Here is a 20,672-nt window from a genome sequence, read left to right on the forward strand (position 1 = left end):
GCAGACGTGGCCGCATTGACCACCGCCCAGGTTGTCGCCTTGAGCACCGCTCAAGTGGCCGCATTGACCACGGCTCAAGTCGCTAACCTGACCACCGCTCAGGTGGCCGCGCTGGAAACTGTCGATGTCGGTGCACTGACCAGCGCCCAGCTGGTGGCGCTGACCACGGCTCAAGTGGCTGCCCTGACGACGGCTCAAGTCGCCGCTCTCAAGCCAACTCAGATCAGCGCCCTGGAAAACGCCGATGTGGCTGCCCTGACCACCGCTCAAGTGGTTGCGCTGGGCACCGCGCAAGTGGCGGCACTGAAGACCGCTCAGGTCGCTGCGTTGACCACCGCTCAGGTGGTTGCACTGGAAACCGCTGACCTCGCTGCTCTGCCTGCGGCCAGCGTTGCCGCGCTGACCACTGCCCAGGCGGCCGCACTGACCACTGGCCAAATCGTCGCACTGAGTACTGCTCAAGTCGCGGCCCTGACCACCACTCAAGTGGCCAACCTGACCACCACACAGGTGGCGGCACTGGAAACTGCGGACGTTGCAGCCCTCACCACGGCTCAAATCGTCGCGCTGACCACCGCTCACGTGGCAGCCCTGACCACCGCACAGGTTGTGGCTCTCACCGCGACTCAGTTCAGCGCCATGCAGACGGCTGATATTGCAGCGCTGACCACCGCTCAGATCGCCGCAATTCAGACGACCGACACGGCCGCACTGACCACGGCGCAAGTGGCTGCTCTGACCACCACGCAGATCACGGCACTGACCACCGCTCAGTTGTCGAATCTGAGCATGACCCAGGTCAACGCATTCACCACCGCACAGATTCAAGCGATGAATGCCGCCCAGGTCGATGCCATGGCGCTGTCGACTCCGCTGGTTCTGGACCTCAACGGTGACGGCGTGCAGACCTCGCATCTGCTCAACGGCACTCGCTTTGACCTGAACGCCGACGGCCATAAAGAAAATACCGGCTGGACTGCTGGTGGCGATGGCCTGCTGGTTCTGGACGTCAATGGCGACGGCCAGGTCAACAATGGTTCCGAGCTGTTCGGTTCGTCCTTCCGCCTGCCTGACGGCTCGCTGGCCAAGGACGGTTTCCAGGCTCTGCAAAGCCTGGACAGCAACGGTGATGGCGTGATCAATGCCGGTGACCAACTGTTCAGCGCCCTGCAAGTCTGGGTCGACAGCAACAACGATGGGGTCAGCGACGCCGGCGAGCTGCACAGCCTGAAAGATCTGGGTATCACTCAGTTCAATCTGGATGCGGCCAAGACCACCGAGTTGAACCACGGCAACCTGATCGGCCTGCAAGCCAGCTTCGAGACCAGCGATGGTCAGAGCCACACCATTGCCGACGTCTGGTTCCATACCCAGGCCGGCGGTAACCAGTCTCTGGACCTGACGCAACTCAATGCTGCCGTGGTTGGCAAACTGGGCGCGATCGATCTGGCGAGTGACAACGGTGAGGCCACCAGCCTGACCGTCGACGCCAAGGCCGTCGCGCAACTGGGCCAGGCCGGCCAGGTGGATCTGGGCAACGGTGCAGCTGCGCCGGTGCAGATGATCATCAACGGCGACCAGAACGACAGCGTGCACATCCAGGGCGCCACTGGCGAGTGGCAAGCAGCCGGTACCGCCACCATCGATGGCACCAGCTACAACGTGTACAACGAGGGTGACGTGCAACTGCTGGTCGCCACTGACGTTCACACTTGGATTAACTGATATTCAGTGTTAAACCTTTGATAGACCTTGATACCGGACTCGCAAGAGTCCGGTATTTTTTTATGGGTGGAGCCCTGAATGCTTACCGAGAATCTTCAAAGCCCGGATCTGGATGTCATGCTGGCTGCGGCCCTGCAGTTGTCCGGACAGGTCGCTCTGGAACCGATGCAACTGCTGCAGACCGCCGAGCGCCTCAATGCTGCGCAACGTTTCAATGATGTCGCGGCGCTGTATCAGCGCTGGCTTGGGCATTGCCATTCGGCGGTCAATTACGTCATCCAGTTCAATCTGGGCGTGACCCTCACCCAGTTGGGACAGTTGGCCGAGGCCGAGCAGGCTTACCAGGCCGCCGTCGCCCAGAATCCGGAGTTCGCCCAGGCCTGGTTCAACCTGGGCACCTTGCAGGAACGCCAGCAGCAACCCCAGCAGGCACTGGCCACCTGGCAGTCAATCCTCGACAAGGGCATGGTCGATCCGCAGCAAAGTCGTGATCTGTATCTGATGGTGTGCAACAACCTGGGGCGATTGCTGGAGGAAACCCGCCAGTTGCAAGCCGCCGAAGCGATTCTGCGCACCAGCCTGGAAGTCGACCCGGCCCAGCCGAAGGTCATTCAACACTGGGTGCATCTGCGTCAGAAACAGTGCGTGTGGCCGGTGTATGCACCGCCGGCCGGTGTCACCCAGGGTGATCTGCTCAAGGCTTCCTCACCACTGGCCCTGCTGGCCGGCAGTGATGATCCTGGCCTGCAACTGGCCGGTGCCATGCATTTCGCCAGGGAGCGGGTCAATGTGCGGGTACCGGCTCTGGCGGGTGATCAAGGCTATGCACATTCGAAGCTGCGCATCGGTTTTTTGTCTTCGGATTTCTGCCTGCATGCGGTGTCGCTGCTGACCGTGGAACTGTTCGAACTGATCGATCGTGAACGCTTTGAGGTGTACGGCTTCTGCTGGAGCCGTGAAGATGGCTCGGCCCTGCGACAGCGGGTAAAGAGCGCCATGGATCACTTCGTACGTATTGCCGATCTGGACGACGCAACGGCCGCGCACCTCATCCGTCAGCATGAGATCGATATTCTTATCGACCTGCATGGCCTGACCTCCGGTGCACGGCCAAACATCCTGGCCTGGCGGCCAGCCCCGGTGCAGATGACCTATCTGGGTTTCCCTGGCCCGACCGGATTGCCGGGTATCGATTATGTGATTGCCGATCGGTATCTGATCCCTGACCAGGAGCGCCCTTACTACAGCGAAAAACCGCTGTATCTGGCGCAGATCTACCAATGCAGCGATCGCCAGCGCCCAGTCGCCGAGTTGCCGAGCCGCGCCCAGTGTGGCTTGCCAGACGATCGCTTCGTGTTCTGCTCATTCAACAATAATTACAAGTTCAATGAAGAGGTGTTCGATAGCTGGATGCGCATTCTGCAGCGCGTGCCGGACAGTGTGTTGTGGTTACTGGCTGACAATCAGTGGGCTCAGGTCAATCTATGCGCCCGTGCCAGACAGCACGGCATTGATACGCAGCGGTTGATCTTCGCCCCGCGGGTATCGCCAGAGCAGTATCTGGCGCGCTATAGCGCCGCCGATCTGTTTCTCGATGCCTATCCATTCAACGCCGGCACCACGGCCAACGATGCGCTGTGGATGGGCCTGCCCGTGCTGACCCGCTCGGGCCGCACCTTCGCCTCACGCATGGCCGGCGCACTGCTGACCGCCCTGGACCTGCCAGAGTTGATCACCACGACGCTGGCTGACTATGAGGAACGTGCAGTGCAACTGGCCACCGATCCGCAACGGCTGCCCGACCTGCGTCAACGCCTGGTCAACGGCCGGGAAACATCTGTCCTGTTCAACTCGCCTGCATTCGTGCGGGACTTCGAAGCGGCCCTTATCAGCGTGGCACCCAAGCAGGGGTAGCCGCATGGCTGCCCGTTCAGTTCGATTGCAGGGACGAGCTTGCTCGTGAAGAGGCCGGCTCAGACATTACATCTGTATGGCCATGCGGCCGATTCAGAACAGCGCCTGCACCTTCTCCAGCTTGGCACGGGTCATCTGGCCGGTGCGGGTGTGCAAGTTGACGTAGCTCAGCAACATGGCCAGGCGAGTATCAAGCAGATCGCGCTTGGCCGAAAACAGCCGCTGCTGAGCGTCGAGGATGTCCACGGTGGAGCGCACTCCGCCTTGATAGCCTTTTTCTGCCGACTGCAGGGCCAACTGGCTGGAGCGCACAGCCGTGACCAGCGCCTTGATCTTCTCGCCACCGGCCACCACCCCCAGGTAGTTGGCTTCGATGTCTTCGGTCAGCTGCTGCAACTGGCTGTCGTAGCTTGAACGGGCGCTTTCCAATGCCGAACGGGCTTTTTCCGAAGAGGCGCTGACACCACCGCCCTGATACAGCGGAATGTCCACGACGACTCCCACGTAGTAGGTCGATTGGCGCTGCGACAGCTCGTTGAGGTCGCTCTGATCGACCCGGGCCACGCGGCCACTCAGGGCCACGGTCGGGTAATGCCCGGACTTCTGCAGCTTCAGGTTGGCTTCGGCCACCTTGATCGTGGCCCGGCTGACGCCCAGTTCAGCAGCGGCCTGATCGGCCTTGAACATCCAGTAGTCGAGATCTTCCTCTGGGGCCAGCAGAACGGTCATGGGGGACTGCTCCTGCATCGGACGGATGTCCACAGTCGGCACGCCGGCCCTGCCGGACAGTTTGCGCAACGCGGCCCGGCGCCGGGCCTGCAGTTCGATTTCCTGGGCGCTGATCGAATCCAGCCGGGCCTGAGCTTCCTCCATATCAGTAACGGTGCCTTCGCCGGCATCGAACAGACGCTTGGACTGTTTGGCCAGGCCGGCAATCGAAGTCTTCTGCTGGGAGGTCAACAGCAGCTCGTTCTCGACCTGAGCCACATCAAAGTAAGCTTCAACCACCCGGTCGAACAGGCTCTGCCCGGCCCCCTCATACTGCGCCTCACCTAACCGTGCCCGGGCCTTGGCTTGCTCGAAAGCCGCCCAGCGGCCTTTGTCGTAAAGAGGCTGACTGACTGTCAGGGCGATGCTGTCGGACGCGTACTGGTCCTCACTGCTGTTGGGGGTTGCCCGCTTGTTGAACTGACCTCCATGACCATAGCGCGAGTTGATCGCCACCTGAGGCAACAAGCCGCTGCGACCAATGGCTTCTTCCTGACGGGAGGCCTGGTAGTCATGCCCCGACACCTGGTACGCCGCATCGTTGAGCCGCGAGGCGTCATAGAAAGCCAGCAGCGAAAGAGCCTCATCGGCCGCCAGTGCACGACAGGAGAACACCACTGTGAGCAGGACCAGGGCTATGCGCATGCTCATTCCTCCTTAAGCGCACCGGCCATACGCTCGGTGATCGGCTGCATCAGGTAGTTGGCCAACGTCCGCTCGCCGGTCTTGACCAGCACCTCGGCCTGCATGCCGGGTTTGATCTCCAGACCCATTTCACGCAGATGCACCACCTCTTCAGGGCTGACAGAGACTTCAACGGCGAAATACGGCGTGTTGTTGTGCTCGTCGATCAACTGATCAGCCGATACGGTCTCGACCTTGCCAGTAATGACCGGGGTATGCACACGCTGCAAAGAACCGAAGCGCAGATCAACGACCAGCCCGGGCTTGAGGCGGTCAGCCATCATCGGCGGAAACTGCGCCTTGACCACCCAACTCGACCCCAGCGGTACGATGTCCATCAGCCGCTGGCTGGCCGGCGCAATACCGCCTACGGTGTGGACCACCAGGCTCATCACCTGGCCGGCCACCGGGGCCACGATCGAAGCGCTGTTGACTTCAAATTCCAGGCCCTTGATCTGGTCAGCCAGGCTGGAGCTTTGTGCAGACACCTGGGTCAGTTGAGCTTCAGCCTCGCTACGAAACACCTGGCTCTGTTGCAGCGACTTGAGCCGGCTTTCGTTGATGGCCTGCCGGGTGCGGCCGATATCGGAGATGGTTGCCGCCAGTTGCGCGCTCAACTGGGCAGCGGTGCTTTCGGCCTCGAATAATCGATTACGCGGCAGGTAGCCTTCACCGGCCAGTTCACGCATGCCCTTGAGGCTTTGCTGTTGAAACTGCAGTTGCGCCGAATGGTTGCGCTTGATTTCTTCATAGCCGGCCAGTTGCTGGTTCAGCGAGTCGACTTCGTGCTGGTTGATCTGCAACCGGCTGGCCAGCTCGGCACGCCGTGTGGCGAACAGATAGCCTTGCAGTTCCATGGCCGCCTTGGCCCGAGGGTCATTGGCCCGCGCCAACAGGTCCTGCGACCAGGGGATGCTTTTTTGATCCATACGCTCGGCCATCAGCCGCTCTTCGACTGCCCGGGCACTGATCCATTGTCCCATGGCCACGTCCAGCTGCGACTTGGCCTGTACGGTATTGAGCTGCACCAACACCTGGCCCTGCTGAACCTGGTCGCCTTCACGTACCAGAATCCGGTCAATGATTCCGCCGGTGCGCGACTGTACAGTCTTGCGCTCGCCCGCGACGACAACGGTACCGCTGCCGACTACGCCTCGATCGAGTGGCGCCAGGCCAGCCCAGAGAATAAAACCTCCCAGGCCGATCAGCAGGCACCAGACACCGATACGGGCAATCTTGCGGGCCTCAACATCAGGCCTGGCCAGTGGAGTCGAAAGCTCATTTGAAGTGACTGGCATGATGGCCTCAGGCTTGGGGATTGCTGACTTCTGGATCGACAGTCGTCGGGCTCGCAGCAGCACCCGGTTTCTGGGCGTTCTGCGGCACCAGGGTCTTCATCACCTGATCACGCGGACCGTACAACTGCTGTATGCCGTCTTTGATGAATAACAACTTGTCGACCACACCCAGCACGCTAGGCCGATGCGTCACCAAGACCACCGTGCTGCCATCAGCCTTGAGTTGCCGTAGCGCCTGGAGCAATGCCGCCTCGCCGGCTTCATCGAGGTTGGAGTTCGGTTCATCAAGCACCACCAGTGCCGGCTTGCCGTATAGCGCTCGAGCCAGGCCGACACGTTGCTTCTGACCACCAGAAAGCCCCAGGCCGCCATTGCCCAGCAAGGTGTCATAGCCCTTGGGAAAGTGCAGGATCATTTCGTGAATGCCGGCCAGTTGCGCCGCTTCGATGACCTTGCTTGAATCGACCTCGCCAAACCGGGCGATATTTTGCGCGATCGTGCCGTCGAAGAGTTCGATGTCCTGAGGCAGATAACCCAGGTGCGGGCCCAATGCTTCACGCGACCATTGGCTGATTTCTGCATTATCCAGGCGCACCGAACCGTGGCTGGTCGGCCAGATGCCCACCATGGCACGAGTCAAGGATGACTTGCCTGAAGCACTGGGGCCAATGATCGCCAGCACTTCGCCCTTGTCCAGTTTGATCGTTACACCATTGACGGCAGGCCGCTGCTGGCCCGGCGGGGTCACCACCAACCGCTCGATGCTCAAGGCCCCGCTGGGTGCCGGCAATGGCATACGCGCAGGCTCTTGAGGAAACTCCTTGAGCAGCCGGTTGAGGCGCTCGTAACTGCTCTTGGCGCTGCCCATTTGTTTCCATGATCCGATCAAGGCTTCAGCCGGCGCCATGGCGCGGCCCAGCAGTACCGAAACGGCAATCATCACCCCGGCAGAAATCTGGTTTTCAATGACCAACACCGCGCCCAGCCCCAAGGCCAGGGATTGCCAGGTCATACGCACGAAGCGCGACAGCGCTGCAATCAATGAGCTGCGATCACTGGCTTCGCCCTGCTCGGTGATGACCCGCTGCTGAACCTCGAACCAGCGCCGACGCAATGGCGTGAGCATGCCGAGTGCCTGAATGACTTCGGCATTCTGCAAGGTGCTGTTCACATAGCTGGAGGAAGACACGGATAGACGATTGGCTTCGCTCATGCTTTTGCGCGTGGCCAGTTCGTTCCAGATCCCCAGCCCGACCAGGATCAGCGAACCTACTACGGTGAAGACCCCCAGCCATGGATGAAACAAAAAAGTCGCTACCAGGTAGATCGGCAGCCAAGGCGCGTCGAACAATGCCACTACCCCAGGACCGGTGACAAACTGACGAATGCTGTTGAGGTCACTCAAGACCTGCGCCGGGTTGGCATTGTGTTCCTTTAGGCTGCGCTGGAAAGCCGCATCAAAGACTCGCTCACCAAGGTGGGTATCCAGTCCGGCACTCATCTTGATCATGACCTGGCCACGCACCCACTCCAGGGCGCAGCTCAGCGCGAAAAAGATCAGCAGGATCAGGCTCAGCATTAGCAGCGTGGTTTCGTTACGGCTGGTCAGCACCCGGTCGAAGACTTGCATCATATAAACAGAAGGAACCAGCATCAGTAGGTTGATTACCCCACTGAACAATGCCAGCACGCCGAAAAGGCGCCGATAACGCAACAGTGCGGCATCGATATCGCGCTTGGGATCAAGAAAAAATCGCATGGCATCCTGGAAAAAGAGTGGCGGGATGATGAGCAGTAGTGACGCGGTGTCACAGAGACGGAGCCAATGATTGACGGCGCGATGCTAGCAGTTTGCCCCATACTCATGAACAGCACGAACCCTGTCCACACACGCTTATTTCATCGGCTTGCATGCTGTGTTCTTGAACCGGTTTTATCTGCGAAGGCACCCCGCCAGAAGTTATGTGGCTTATCGACGCTCAGCCTCCTCGTACACGGCTGGAACCGAGCCAATGCACCGTTCAATATCCGGCATGGATCTATCGACTACAAATTCCGGCTATCCAGAGAAGAGGTCGCGAAAAAAGATATATAGCTATCAATATAGCTATAAATAAAAGCTAGCTATGTAGCTAGCTAGGTATATATCAACCGCCCGAACGCCCGAGACCATGGAGCTTCATTGGGTTGAGCGGTCGTGAAAGCAATAACGAGGGTTTTGTGCCGAATCTGCACGGGCATCAGGAGAGACGATGCATTCGACGAAAGCAGCGCCAATAAAAAGCATCCTATCGACTACAAATTCCGGCTATCTATCACTCTCTATTAGCTAGCTATATATCTATATAGCTAGCTATAAAACCACCTCCCCCCCTACCGGCTAGTCCTTGAGGATCTCCAGCGGATTCTCCGGCAATGGCTCCAGGCTATCGCCGAGCGACAGCCGCATCTGCGCCGCTTCCTGGAAGCGAAACACCAGGCTTTTCACTGTCTTGCCTTCGGTGATGGTCTCGTAGGTGATCGAGATTCCGGACTTGGCCATGATCTCGGTGATCGAGGGGGTGATGACCCGTTGACGCAGGTTGTTGAAGCGTTTGTAGCTGTCGCCCAGGTCGAGCAGGATCCGCAGTTTTTCGACTTCGATGACCAGCACGCCGGTGCTCTTGAACTGCATCAGCAGCTCGAACAGCCGAAAACTGTGCATCGAGTTGAGGTTGGCCACCCGACGCAGGTCGTAGGAGGTCAGCTTGCTGTTGAGCATCGACAGGTAGGGGATCACGTCAACGGTGAAGTTCAGGGTCACCCGGCCTTCACCTTCCGCATAGGCCGCTTTGTACACCCAGCGAATGCGTGTGCGGTTTTTGCCGTCGAAGGTCTGGATGTCACGCTCGTACAGCGAATCAGCCGCTTCCTTGAGGTTGGTGTAAGCAAAGCGGATCGGCACGCCATAGATCTCGGCGAAGCTCGCCGCGGTGACGGTGATCTTCGAAGGCATGGGTTTGCGCGGGTCGACCTGGGCGATCGCCGCCAGCAACAGGCGCTGTTCCTGAAGCGTCAGACGATAGGACGCACTGATCAGATCGTTGGCTTTCGTCACAAGCAATGACGAAGGTTCTTTGGCGGACATCGACTATTCCTGACGCGGTGATGAGTCGATAGTAACAAGCTTGCCGAAGGAATATCGCACCGTTTTCGCGGCCGCCTGCGATCGGGCGTGAACCGTTCTAGCCCATAGCCAGAATTTGTAGTCGATAGATGAGCAAGCGATAGCCGGAATTTGTAGTCGATGGCAGGCAGTGGGCCATAGCCGGAATTTGTAGTCGTTCAGCCATCAAATGACCCTAGCCAGAATTTGTAGTCGTTGTTGACGAGTATTCAGCGTGTAGGACTCGTCTGTAGGACGCACCGGCATGGCTAAACGCCTTGTCTGGTGCGGCCTGGCGCCATAGCCGGAATTTGTAGTCGATAGATTCAGGGCCAATAGCCGGAATCTGTAGTCGATAGAAGATGCAGACCGAGCAGGTGCACAGGGGAGGGAACGAATACGGCTTATTGGATCCTATAAGCCCCGTCCAGCCTGTGGATAACAGCCGGAATTTGTAGTCGTCATAGCTGAAATTTGTAGTCGATACAGCTGAAATCTGTAGTCGTGATAGCCGGAATTTGTAGTCGTATAGCCGGAATTTGTAGTCGATACCTTGCTGGAGGCCACGTAAATCAAGGCCTCCAGAGGTGCTAAAAACAAGCTTTAAAAACAAGCTTTAAAAACAAGAAAAAAAGATTTTAAAAACGCGCGAAGAGCTCGCGCAGAAGCTGATTTTTTTCTTTGACAACAGGCAAAAGCAAAAAGCAAAAAAACACAAAGCGCGCAAACCGCCCTGAGAGCTCGCATAGCGATGAAAACCACAGGCGCGCTAGGAGGTGCGCGAAGCAGGGTCTTTTGTTGCTCCAGAAGCCTCATAGAGGCCACAGAAGCCATCTATGAATACTTTCGCGAACCGACAATCGGTTGATAGCGAAAAATGCCCTGTCTGGAAGATCATCTGCCATTGACCGGCAACGAGTGCCTGGAAGCAGGCCAGAACAACGGTGATCAGGCGGGCAACCAGCGATCTGCGCGGCAAACGCTGGTCAGTTACTGACGAAGTACTCAGAGAAAACACACAAGTGCAGAGGTAATTACCGTCAGCAAGCCGCGAATGCTCTTACAACTGATCTTCCTTCGACTGACGAAATGAGTATGCCATGACGTTGCTACCTGAGGCCACAAGAAAATAGCTAGCTATATAGATAGATAGCTATAATAGCGGTCACAAAATGCTGCCTATATAAAGTCGGATGACTCGAAGGAGAACACAGTGACCATTTACGCATGCGTCAACACCAAAGGCGGTGTCGGAAAAACCACCACTGCCGTACACCTGGCAACCATGTTGGCTACGCGTGGCAAAACCCTGTTGATCGATGGTGACCCACAGGCAAGCGCTGCAAGCTGGGCCGCATGGCGTCGTGATAACCCCGAATACAGCCCAAGCCCGACGACCGTGTGCCTGCAGGGCAAGGCGATCAACTCTGAAGGCCGCCAGTTGGCCAGCTCTTATGAGCATGTTGTCGTCGATGCCGGTGGTCGTGACTCAGTGGGTCTGCGTTCAGCGCTGTTGCTGGCTGAAGTGGTTATTGTTCCTGTCGGTGCCAGTTCATTCGATGCAGCCGCCATGACTGACCTGCTGACGGTTGTCGACCTGGCCCGTGATTACAACCCGGACCTGGATGTGAAGATGCTGCTGTCGAGGGTCGACACCCGCACCAAGGACACCGGTGAAATGCTCACATTCCTGGAAGAGCAATCCTTCAGTGTGTTCAAAACCAAAATCTGCGAACGGGTCGCCTTCCGCCGTTGCATCAGCGAAGGTGCGATCGTTCATGAACTCAAGCGTGACCACGCCGCTATCCAGGAAATGAACGCGTTCTTTGCCGAGGTGTTGGTATGATCAAATCCAAGCCGGATATCAAAAGTTTCCGGAAAGATCCAAATGAGTTCCTCGAAGGGGGAGAGGCCGACAAAGCACTGAGCAAATCGGCCGCTCGTGAGCAAGCGCCGGCCAAAGCACCCGAAGTGCTGGTCGAAGCCCTCAAACCAGAACCCACTGTGCAGAAGCTGTTTCGCCTGCGTTGGGATATCGCCAATGCCTTGAAGATTGGTGCAGCACAGGAATCGGCGAAAACCGGCAAACGGGTAACCGAGACAGACATCGTGCAGCAGCTGCTCAAGCAGCACTACAACCTCGACTGATCGTCGGCATCATTTTGCGGCTGCTATATATATGTATATATCTAGCTAGCTAGCAGAAGGTTAAAATGATGCGTCATCCGAGACCCAAGCCTGAAACCGGGCAAGTCCACCGCCACTGTGAATTGATAGCTAGCTATATAGCCAGCTATCAATTCACACCAATCAATTAATACCACCCCTTATGAATAGAACCTTCTGCTGTTTACTTCCCCTCGCACTGCGTGAATCGGCAGCGGAAGTGCGGGAGGTTATTTGTCTACGAAATCCGCTACTATAGGGGTGGTATTACTTAAAGGTGTTCCAGATGCTTGCTGATATCGTCACGGTATATGAACGGTTGCAGTCCCGATTGACCGCCTTTGCGCAGATCTGGCCTTCGCAGGTGGTGTCCGGTACGGTCTGGCGGCTGCCGGTGCTGGCCGAACAAAAGGCCCCGGATCGTATTGAAGTTGAGCGTTTGCAGGGCAGTCAGGCGATTGAAGCAACACGCCAGGCCATGACAGCCTTTGAACGGATCGCGGGCCAGGCGCCGGGGACGGTGATGCGTCTGCCAGGTTACTTCGCCTTGCGCGACAGCGTGCTGCCGCAGGTTCGTGAGATCAATGAGTTGAAAGATGAACTCATGGCCATGATCGAGAAGACCCGGCTTGAGTTGAATCTGGCACCTACCGCGCGATCAAAGATTCTCCGCCAAGCGTTGGGGCATCAGTTCAGCATGAAGCAACTGGGGCGGCACACTCAGGTCTTTGATAGCTGTCCGCGACTGATCGTGTTTACGTGGGCCGGACATACCACCGGCGGCGAACGGATCGAGGTGGGCAAGGTGCGCGAGTTGTTGAACAAGAACGCAGAGCTGCAGTCCGGCCGCGATAACGTCGCGCCAACTGAGACGTTAGCCGGTGCCGAGTTGCGGCGTATCGTTAACCTGGCTGACCACGCGACGTTGATCAAGTACAAGAAAGTCGCGCCGCACCCCCGGGCCATGCTGTATTTCTCCGCCAGCACCCGCTATGACGCGATGATTCACAGCAACCTGCCGATGTTCGTGCTGGCCGGGCAAGAGCCCATAGAGGTGCACGAGTTGCGTCATTTCGATCGGCATGCACGGCAGGCTGAGCGGCCAGACAAAAAGCCGCGCATTGAGGTGATTCCGCGCATGAACCTGTTCCTTAACCCGGACGACTTGGTCGGGATGCGCAAATCGCAGCCGACTGAAGGGCGCAATACCCTGGTGGCATCAACCTACTCAGAGAGCCGTAGCAAAAACACCATCGAGCACGCCCAGGACGAAGAGCAGCTGGACCTCAATCTGCCGACAGATGAGGACTGAGCGGCAGCCTGGCGCCCTGCTCAATGAAATCGCTCCAGGCCTGCATCAACTGCCGGCGTTTCTCCAGCAGGTCGCCGCGGTGATAAGCAGCCTCGACTTTGTCGTCCAGGCTGTGCGCCAGAGCCATTTCGCAGACGTCGCGGGGGTAGTCCGTGGACTCAGCCGCCCAGGTACGAAAGCAGGAGCGGAACCCATGTGGCACGTAGTCACTGGCCTGCAGTGACTCCATCATTCTGCGAATTGCGTTGCCGGGCAGCCCGCGACTACGGCGGGCGTTGGGGAACACATAGACTGGATGGCGGCCGCGCTGCTGTTCCAGAACCTGCAGCGCGGCGTCGACCAGAGGCACCCGATGCGCTTTACCGGCTTTCATCCGGGTTGCATCGATGGTCCAGGTCCGATTGACCAGGTCGAACTCAGACCAGCGCGCTTCGCAGACTTCGGCACTGCGGCAAGCGGTATAGATAATCAGCTCGCAAGCCCGTGCCGCCGTTGTGTCCAGGCTGTCGAGCTGACGCACGAAAGCCCCCAGTCGCTCGGCCGGCATGGCTGAAAACGGCACCTGGCTGCGCTTGTGCCTGGGCAGCAATTTATCCAGATGGCCGCGCCAGCGCGCAGGATTTTCCCCGCTGCGTAACTGGCGGGCCTTGCCGGCATCGAGCACCAGTTCGATACGGTTACGCAGGCGAAACGCGGTCTCCGGAATCTGGGTCCAGATCGGTACCAGCACCTGCAGCACGTGATCGGTGTCTATTGCGTCAACCGGCAAGTCACCCAACACCGGATAGACATGGTCGCGCAACGAATGGGACCACTGCTGAGCGTGCCGGGCGTTTTTCCAGCTTTGCCGGTGCGTGGCGATGTAGCGCTCAGCCTCGACCCGAAAGGTCACCGGCCCTGTCGGCTGAATCTCATCTATGCGCGCAACCTGGCGGTGCAGCAGCGGATCGATGCCTTGCGCCAGGCCCAGGCGCAAGGTGTCTGCCGCCAGGCGCGCGGCTTTCAGGGAGACCGCTGGATAGCCGCCAAGCCCCAGATCGTGACGGCGCTTTTCAAATTGATAACGCAGTACCCAACTCTTGCCGCCACTGACAGCAACGCGCAGGAACAGCCCACGACCGTCGCTATAACGGCCCGGCTCCAGCACGGCTTTGACAAAAGACTGAGTCAGCTTGCTCATGAGTGTTCGCGACCTGCGCCGCTCCTGCACTAATCAGGGTAATGACACACCAAGGCACAAATTCTACAACAAAATGTACGCGGAGGGTCCCTCCGCGTACATATGCGATTTAGCCCAATAAATACGGCAATTCAGGTGTGGGTCAAATAGCCTGACCCACACCTGACCCCACAGTGGTTATGGAAGAGGGTCCAAAGGACAGATGAGTCTCTGTCCTGGACGAAAGACGACGGTCAGATCTTGAAGCTGTCGACCAGTTGCTTGAGACGGCCCGCCTGCTGTGACAGTGCGGCACAGTCTTTGAGGGTTTCGTTGAGGTTGGCCACGCCCTGCTGGTTGAGGGTGTTGATCTGGTTGATATCGACATTGAGTGTCTCAACCACCGCAGTCTGCTCCTCGGTGGCGGCGGCGACTGACTGGTTCATGGCATCGATTTCACCAATGCGCCGGGTCACATCCAGCAAGCGGCCACCGGCCTGATTGGCCACCTCGACGCTGCCTTGGCTGGACGCTTGGCTTTCATTCATATTGACCACCGCATCATGAGAGCCGCTTTGCAGCTCACCGATCATTTTGTGGATCTCGTCAGCCGATTCCTGGGTTCGGTGTGCCAGGTTGCGCACTTCATCAGCCACTACCGCAAAGCCGCGTCCGGCTTCGCCGGCACGTGCAGCCTCGATGGCAGCATTGAGGGCCAGCAGGTTAGTTTGCTGGGAAATACCCTTGATCACGTCAAGAATGTGGCCGATGTTGTCGGTACTGGCATTGAGTTTCTCGATCTGGGTACAAGAACTGCTGATCTTGCCGGAAAGATCGCTCATGGCCTTGATGGTCTTTTCTACCACCTGCCGACCGTCTTCGGCTTCCTGACGTGCTTCACTGGCCTGGTTCGAAGCATCGGAGGCATTACGAGCGATTTCCTGGGTCGCAGCGCCCAGTTCGTTGATCGCCGCCGCCACACTGTTGGTGCGCGCGCTTTGTTCGTCAAAGCCGATGATCGATGAATTGGACGACTCTACCACGCGTTGTGAGAGGCCATGCACCTGCAGCGTGGCAGAGGACACTTCCACAATCGAAGCATGCACCCGCTCGACGAAACGGTTGAACGAGCCGCCCAGTTGCGCAAACTCGTCCTGGCCATGAATCTTCAGGCGTCGGGTCAGATCGCCCTCGCCCTCAGCGATGTCCTGCATGGCACGGCCCATGGCAGTCAGCGGCTGCATCAACGCCCGGATCAACAGCGACAGCAGCAAGGCAATGGCGGCCACGGCAATCAGAACCGCGATCAATGCCGAACTACGGAACTGGCTCAGAGGAGCATAAGCCTTATCCTTGTCAATCGACAGGCCGATGTACCAGTCAGCCCCCGGCAGACCAGTGATCGGGGTAAATGACAGCAGTCGGGACTGGCCATTGAGCACGACTTCGCGCAAGGGTTTATCCAGGCTGATGCTTTGCCCTGGGTAAATATCTTTGAGGTTTTTCATCACCTGATCTTTGTCAGGGCTGACAATTACTTGACCATCGCCGCTGACCAGCACGGCATGACCAATACCGCCAAAATCCACGGAGTTGATGATCTTTACCAGGGTATCAAGGCTCAGGTCGCCACCGGCAACCCCAATGATCTGCCCTTTGTTGCGGATCGGGCTGGCCACAGTGACCACCAGTCCACCCACCGACGCCTGATAAGGCGCACTGATGATCGTTTTCGCAGCCGCCACGGTGGTAGTGAACCATGGCCGCTTGCGTGGGTCATATCCGGCTGGCATATCGACATCAGGGCGCTGGGTGAACACCCCGTCGCTGTCACCCACATAGGTGAACTGGAAGGTCGAAAGCAGAGAAGGCGCGCCTACCATGCCGCCCAGATCGCTGTTTTTGATACCCAGGCGCTCAACGTCCTGGGTCAGGTTGTCCAGTATGAGGACACGTCCGTTGAGCCAGTTCTGTACGCTACTGGCGGTCAGCTCTCCTGCCTGGCCAACCGAGGCCTCAAGATTCTGTCTGATGGTGGTGCGTTGCAGATAGTCGTTGTACAGCGTGAACAATGCAAACGCCAACACAACAACGCCAGAGGCGGCCAGCAGGATTTTGTGACGAAACTTCAAATTCATCAGGGTGTACTCAGGAACTGTCAGGCACGAAAACGAAAGGCACACTTCAAAGTTCAAGAGTTTCATTCTCTTGTACGCCAGTAATGCCTGTGTTCAACAACGAGGACTTCAGCAGTATAGGCAATTTTTGGTGGTGTACTTGTCGTACATCTATCCTTTGATTGACCGGGTATGCTGGCTTTTTCCACCTTTATAAACGGCTAATGCGGAGAATGAAAGCAGAGTGAAAGGTTCGCCTGTTTTTTTACATTTTCCGACGATTGGCGCTTATAGCTCGGCCGTTTGCGGCCGATACCGAGATGATTTAACGCCTTGTGTGGTTCACAACAACAATCCCTCCCACGGCCATTCCTATTAAAAATCAGACATTCCCGGAGAACGTCGAATGAATAGCTGGTTCGCCAACATCAGCGTCAATATGAAGCTGGCCCTAGGATTCGGGTTGGTACTTTTATTTACTGCCATTCTTTCATTGGTCGGCTGGACCGGTGTGAACAGCCTGATCCAGCGCAGTAACTGGATGGGCGATATCACGTCCCTGGGCCACGAACTGACCAAACTGCGCGTGACCCGTCTGCAATACATGCTCGCCAATGGTGATGAAAAGGTTGCCGATACCGTGCAGGTCTCTTTTGACGGTTTCAAAGGCCAGCTGGATCAATTGATCGGCACTTTCAAAAGCCCGGAAAATGTCAAACTGCTCAATCAATTGAGTCAGGTAACCAACGAGTACCAGAAGTCGTTCAACGACATGCGCAACGGTTACCGAACCGGTAGCAAGGCGCGCAGCGACATGACAACCCATGCCACCAAAGCCGTGGAACTGGTCGACCAGGCTTTGGCTGAAGTACAAGGTGATCCGGATCGCCTGGAGCAATACCAGGTCATGACCCAGGCCCGGCTCGACCTGCTCAAGGTGCGTTATGAGGTTCGCGGCTATGCCGCAGCGCCCAGTGACGAAGGCGAACAAAAAGCGTTCAGCCAACTCGATACCACCCTCAAGGATCTGGAGCGTATGAACAGTGTGTTCAATGGCTCCCAGGCTGAGCGCGTCAAGCAGTTGGAAACGGCACTGCGCAATTACCGCACGGCCTTGCAGGACTTCAAGGCTGGCAATGCCCAAGTCGTCCAGGCGCGCAAGGAAATGACCACTCAGGGTCAAGACATCGTCAAGCTCAACGAGCAGCTTTACCAACTGCAACTGGACCGTCGCGACGCTGAAAGCGCCCAGGCTCGGCAGTGGCAGATCATCTTTACCTTGCTGGCCTTGCTCCTGGGTGTGGTCGCCGCCGTCCTGATTACCCGGCAGATCACCCGTCCGCTGCAGCAGACGCTGGTGGTGGTCGAACGCATTGCCGCCGGCGACCTGACCCACAGTGAAACCGTTACTCGCCGCGATGAACTGGGCGTCCTGCAACAAGGCATCCAGCGCATGGGCAGCACGTTGCGCGAGTTGATCACCGGTATCCGCGACGGCGTCACTCAGATCGCCAGCGCCGCCGAGGAGCTCTCGGCCGTCACGGAGCAGACCAGCGCCGGGGTCAATAATCAGAAGACTGAAACCGATCAGGTGGCCACGGCCATGCATGAAATGTCGGCCACCGTCCAGGAAGTGGCACGTAACGCCGAACAGGCCTCGCACGCGGCTTCTGCCGCCGACCGTGAAGCACGCGATGGCGATAAAGTCGTTGCGCAAGCCATCGCCCAGATCGAGCGCCTGGCTACGGAAGTGGGCCGCTCGGCCGACGCCATGAACCTGCTGGAACAGGAAAGCGACAAGATCGGCAAAGTCATGGACGTGATCAAGGCCGTTGCCGAACAGACCAACCTGCTGGCCCTCAACGCTGCCATTGAGGCGGCGCGTGCCGGTGAGGCCGGACGTGGTTTTGCGGTGGTGGCCGATGAGGTGCGCGGGCTGGCCCAGCGCACGCAGAAGTCGACTGAGGAAATCGAAAGCCTGATCGCCGCCCTGCAAAGTGGTACCCGCCAAGTGTCGAGCATCATGCTCGGCAGCCGCGACCTGACCTCAAGCAGTGTGCAGCTGAGCCGCCAGGCTGGCGATTCGCTGGGCAGCATCACCCAGACCGTCGCCGGCATCCAGGCCATGAACCAGCAGATTGCTGCAGCGGCCGAACAACAGAGCGCGGTCGCAGAAGAAATCAGCCGCAGCATCATCAACGTGCGTGACGTTTCCGAACAAACCGCTTCGGCCAGCGAGGAAACTGCGGCCTCCAGCGTCGAGCTGGCCCGCCTGGGTGGTCAATTGCAGACCATGGTCAGCCACTTCAAGGTCTGACCCCCAGAGCCTGGCCGCTTCAGGCGGCCAGATTGCTTGCAATCGTTAACCCAGACGGTTGGCGAATTGCCCCACCGCATTGACCATCGGGCGCGCGACAAGCCCCGCCGTTCAGCGTGGCGCGGCGGCTGGCTGATTGCCGTGCCGCCGCAAAATACCAGCCGCACGTGCCCGTGTTGCAGCCATGTGTCGGCGGCCAACCGCCAGACGCAAGCGCTGTTCAGGTGTGTGGGATGTGGTTTTGAAGGCAACGCCGATGTGGTCGGGGCGATCAATGTACTAAGGGCGGGACACGCCCGATTAGCCTGTGAAGTGAGCGCAGAGGTCATGGCGCCAGCAGCAGGAACCCACCGAACCGGCTTGCGCCGCCAGGTCCAGCCCTTGCTGGGCCTGGTGCTTGCCACTGTCGATCACGGCCACCGCCTGCTCGGCCAGTTTCTGGTTCTGCTGGACCACCGAAACAATCTCTTCAGTGGCCTTGCTGGGACGCGAAGCCAGTTGCCGCCCCTCATCGGCCACCACCGCAAAGTCACGGCGCTGTTCACCGGCGCGCGCCGTCTCGATGGCAGCGGTGAGCGCCAGCAATTTGGTCTGTTCGGCAATGCTGCTGATGCTCTGAATGATCGAACCGATGATCTGCGATTGTTTATCCAGCGCAGCGATACGTTCGGCAGCCTGCTGCATTTGCACCGGCAAGGCCACGCATCACCTCGACGGCCTGCTGCACGACAATGTTAATTGAGAGCGCTCAGATAATTACTCACGGCAACCCGTTCGGCCTTGCGTTGCCCGGCGCGCAAAAAGTCCTTGAAACGCTCGCTGGCCATGACTTTTCCTGCCCGCGCATCAAGGTGGCGCCGCAAGCTGTCAGACACGCTGTCAGGTCCATGCTGCAGGGTATGAGAGCACAGCAGGGTCTCAACGAGTTTGGCGCGAAACTTCTCCAGGCCACGACCGCTTTCGACCCGCTTCCAGGTCGAGACAAACAGGGTTTCGCCACGGCCCGGACCGTTGCGCGAAACATAAGACACCGCGCACAAGCCCACACCGCTACGTTTGCGCCAGTGCACCGCACAGTGCTCATCCAGCGTCAGGACATCCTCTTGCAGCCAGGCAAGGCCGCTGTGGCTCAGATGAATGATCGCGGCCTCCAAAGAGCCCAGAACACTGCCAAAGGCAGCGTCAGTGAAACGCTCCTGCAGCGCCACCTGTTTATTGCGCACCACACGCACCAGCCAGCCGGCGCTGCGCGGATCCCGGCTGATACCGCGCGGCACCCGATAGGTCAGGCCATCGACCAGACGGTCATAACAGCGCAAACCGGACACATCGACTGAAGAACTCACCCGAATGGCGGGTTCAACGTCCAGCGGCTGATTGATGGGCTGACCGCTACTGTGCAAAAAACGCAGAATCTGGACCGATTCCGGAGTGACCTGAAAGGTCGTCAGAAAGGGCCAGCGCTTGAGCGCCAGCTCACCGACCTTCGATGCCCGGCAAGCCTCCTTGGCGGACGCAGAGCGCTCCAGAGCACGGCTCTCGGCAACGACATCATGAACGATGGCCTGAGCCTGCTCGGCCCCTAAACGCTCCTTGTAGTGCTCGAAAATGTCATCCAGGTCAGCACTGGCCTTGCGTGTCAGTTTCAACATGATGGTTTTTTCCTCCACTTGGCTTCGATGTCAGCCAGGTCCAGCAGATGGCCCGCACGGGCATCGGCCAAGCCTTCTTCGACAGGGTCCAGGCATGGTTGCTCTTGCAGATAAAGGGCCAGGGCCTGACGCAGATGCCAGCCCTGATCACGGCGCGTCATATGCGCCAGACGTTGCAAGGTCTCGAACTGCTGGAGATCCAGGGAGAGAGAAACGACGGAGGTCATGGAAGAATCCTGCACCTGCCATACGGCGCCAGGTTATGGCGTGCGATGGCTGTTCGCAATGATGTGATCGACTGGCGCTCCGGTTGCCAGACAAATCAAGTAATAAATAATAACCCAATATCAAATAGCCATGACCATTCCACTGTCGGCTATTATTACCGGGACGACTACCAACAGACCGTCTCGCC

The 20,672-nt window shown here is 58.3% G+C and carries 13 protein-coding genes and 5 pseudogenes; 8 read left to right on the forward strand and 10 right to left on the reverse strand.

The features are described 5' to 3' along the window. Both NRB16_RS19160 and NRB16_RS19165 read left to right on the forward strand, forming a co-directional pair. Positions 1-1,725 (forward strand): annotated as a pseudogene (locus tag NRB16_RS19160) (hypothetical protein); the annotation flags it as partial. 78 nt (positions 1,726-1,803) lie between these two features. Continuing rightward, a complete protein-coding gene (locus NRB16_RS19165; protein WP_257106689.1) occupies positions 1,804-3,639 on the forward strand; it encodes a tetratricopeptide repeat protein in 1,836 nt (611 codons plus the stop codon). A 93-nt stretch (positions 3,640-3,732) separates the two neighbouring features. Here NRB16_RS19165 and NRB16_RS19170 read toward each other — a convergent pair whose 3' ends face one another. From NRB16_RS19170 to NRB16_RS19185, 4 genes are all read right to left on the reverse strand, one after another. Next, positions 3,733-5,052 carry a TolC family outer membrane protein gene (locus NRB16_RS19170; RefSeq protein WP_231906515.1) on the reverse strand — a complete coding sequence of 440 codons (1,320 nt, stop codon included), beginning with the start codon at positions 5,050-5,052 and terminating at the stop codon, positions 3,733-3,735. A 2-nt stretch (positions 5,053-5,054) separates the two neighbouring features. Then, the gene (locus NRB16_RS19175; RefSeq protein WP_045492802.1) at positions 5,055-6,389 is read right to left on the reverse strand and encodes an HlyD family type I secretion periplasmic adaptor subunit; all 1,335 of its coding nucleotides are present in this window, start codon (positions 6,387-6,389) and stop codon (positions 5,055-5,057) included. 7 nt (positions 6,390-6,396) lie between these two features. Continuing rightward, complete coding sequence (locus NRB16_RS19180) at positions 6,397-8,148, reverse strand: type I secretion system permease/ATPase (RefSeq protein WP_045492805.1); 1,752 nt, start codon at positions 8,146-8,148, stop codon at positions 6,397-6,399. 621 nt (positions 8,149-8,769) lie between these two features. Beyond that, positions 8,770-9,516, reverse strand: coding sequence for a replication initiation protein (locus NRB16_RS19185; protein ID WP_045492808.1), 747 nt, complete (start codon positions 9,514-9,516; stop codon positions 8,770-8,772). A gap of 1,231 nt (positions 9,517-10,747) precedes the next feature. Between NRB16_RS19185 and NRB16_RS19190 the strand changes: the two genes are divergently transcribed. From NRB16_RS19190 to NRB16_RS19200, 3 genes are all read left to right on the forward strand, one after another. After that, on the forward strand, positions 10,748-11,380 hold the full coding sequence (locus tag NRB16_RS19190) for a ParA family protein (protein WP_045492811.1): 633 nt from the start codon (positions 10,748-10,750) through the stop codon (positions 11,378-11,380). Then, complete coding sequence (locus NRB16_RS19195) at positions 11,377-11,682, forward strand: hypothetical protein (RefSeq protein ID WP_253116420.1); 306 nt, start codon at positions 11,377-11,379, stop codon at positions 11,680-11,682. Before NRB16_RS19190 ends, NRB16_RS19195 begins: the two co-directional genes overlap by 4 nt. Before the next feature lie 304 nt (positions 11,683-11,986). Continuing rightward, positions 11,987-13,012, forward strand: coding sequence for a DNA replication terminus site-binding protein (locus tag NRB16_RS19200; RefSeq protein ID WP_257106690.1), 1,026 nt, complete (start codon positions 11,987-11,989; stop codon positions 13,010-13,012). On the opposite strand, the gene NRB16_RS19205 is transcribed toward NRB16_RS19200, so the two are convergent. The 3 genes and pseudogenes from NRB16_RS19205 to NRB16_RS29755 form a co-directional block, all read right to left on the reverse strand. Further along, positions 12,987-14,192, reverse strand: a complete 1,206-nt coding sequence (locus tag NRB16_RS19205) for a site-specific integrase (protein ID WP_253141036.1) — start codon at positions 14,190-14,192, stop codon at positions 12,987-12,989. The genes NRB16_RS19200 and NRB16_RS19205 overlap by 26 nt on opposite strands. A 233-nt stretch (positions 14,193-14,425) precedes the next feature. Continuing rightward, on the reverse strand, positions 14,426-15,277 hold the full coding sequence (locus NRB16_RS29750; RefSeq protein WP_373568482.1) for a methyl-accepting chemotaxis protein: 852 nt from the start codon (positions 15,275-15,277) through the stop codon (positions 14,426-14,428). Between the two features lie 54 nt (positions 15,278-15,331). Next, a pseudogene (locus tag NRB16_RS29755) lies at positions 15,332-16,375 on the reverse strand (cache domain-containing protein); the annotation flags it as partial. A 352-nt stretch (positions 16,376-16,727) separates the two neighbouring features. On the opposite strand from NRB16_RS29755, the pseudogene NRB16_RS29760 reads away from it, so the two are divergent. From NRB16_RS29760 to NRB16_RS19220, 3 pseudogenes are all read left to right on the forward strand, one after another. Continuing rightward, a pseudogene (locus tag NRB16_RS29760) lies at positions 16,728-17,702 on the forward strand (methyl-accepting chemotaxis protein); the annotation flags it as partial. A gap of 303 nt (positions 17,703-18,005) precedes the next feature. Then, positions 18,006-18,605, forward strand: a pseudogene (locus NRB16_RS29765) (methyl-accepting chemotaxis protein); the annotation flags it as partial. Positions 18,606-18,671: 66 nt separating this feature from the next. After that, positions 18,672-18,878 (forward strand): annotated as a pseudogene (locus tag NRB16_RS19220) (zinc ribbon domain-containing protein); the annotation flags it as partial. A gap of 27 nt (positions 18,879-18,905) precedes the next feature. Here the strand turns inward: NRB16_RS19220 and NRB16_RS19225 are convergent. From NRB16_RS19225 to NRB16_RS19235, 3 genes are read right to left on the reverse strand one after another with little or no spacing between them, the layout of a single operon-like run. Next, positions 18,906-19,289, reverse strand: a complete 384-nt coding sequence (locus tag NRB16_RS19225; RefSeq protein WP_373568483.1) for a methyl-accepting chemotaxis protein — start codon at positions 19,287-19,289, stop codon at positions 18,906-18,908. A gap of 50 nt (positions 19,290-19,339) precedes the next feature. Beyond that, a complete protein-coding gene (locus NRB16_RS19230; RefSeq protein WP_253116551.1) occupies positions 19,340-20,257 on the reverse strand; it encodes a type II toxin-antitoxin system RelE/ParE family toxin in 918 nt (305 codons plus the stop codon). Next, positions 20,251-20,484: a CopG family ribbon-helix-helix protein gene (locus NRB16_RS19235; RefSeq protein ID WP_045492828.1), complete on the reverse strand. Its 234-nt coding sequence runs from the start codon at positions 20,482-20,484 to the stop codon at positions 20,251-20,253. The genes NRB16_RS19230 and NRB16_RS19235 overlap by 7 nt, the downstream gene beginning before the upstream one ends. Between the last annotated feature and the right edge of the window lie 188 nt (positions 20,485-20,672).

The organism is Pseudomonas sp. LJDD11 (assembly GCF_024584215.1).
Taxonomy (GTDB): Bacteria; Pseudomonadota; Gammaproteobacteria; order Pseudomonadales; family Pseudomonadaceae; genus Aquipseudomonas.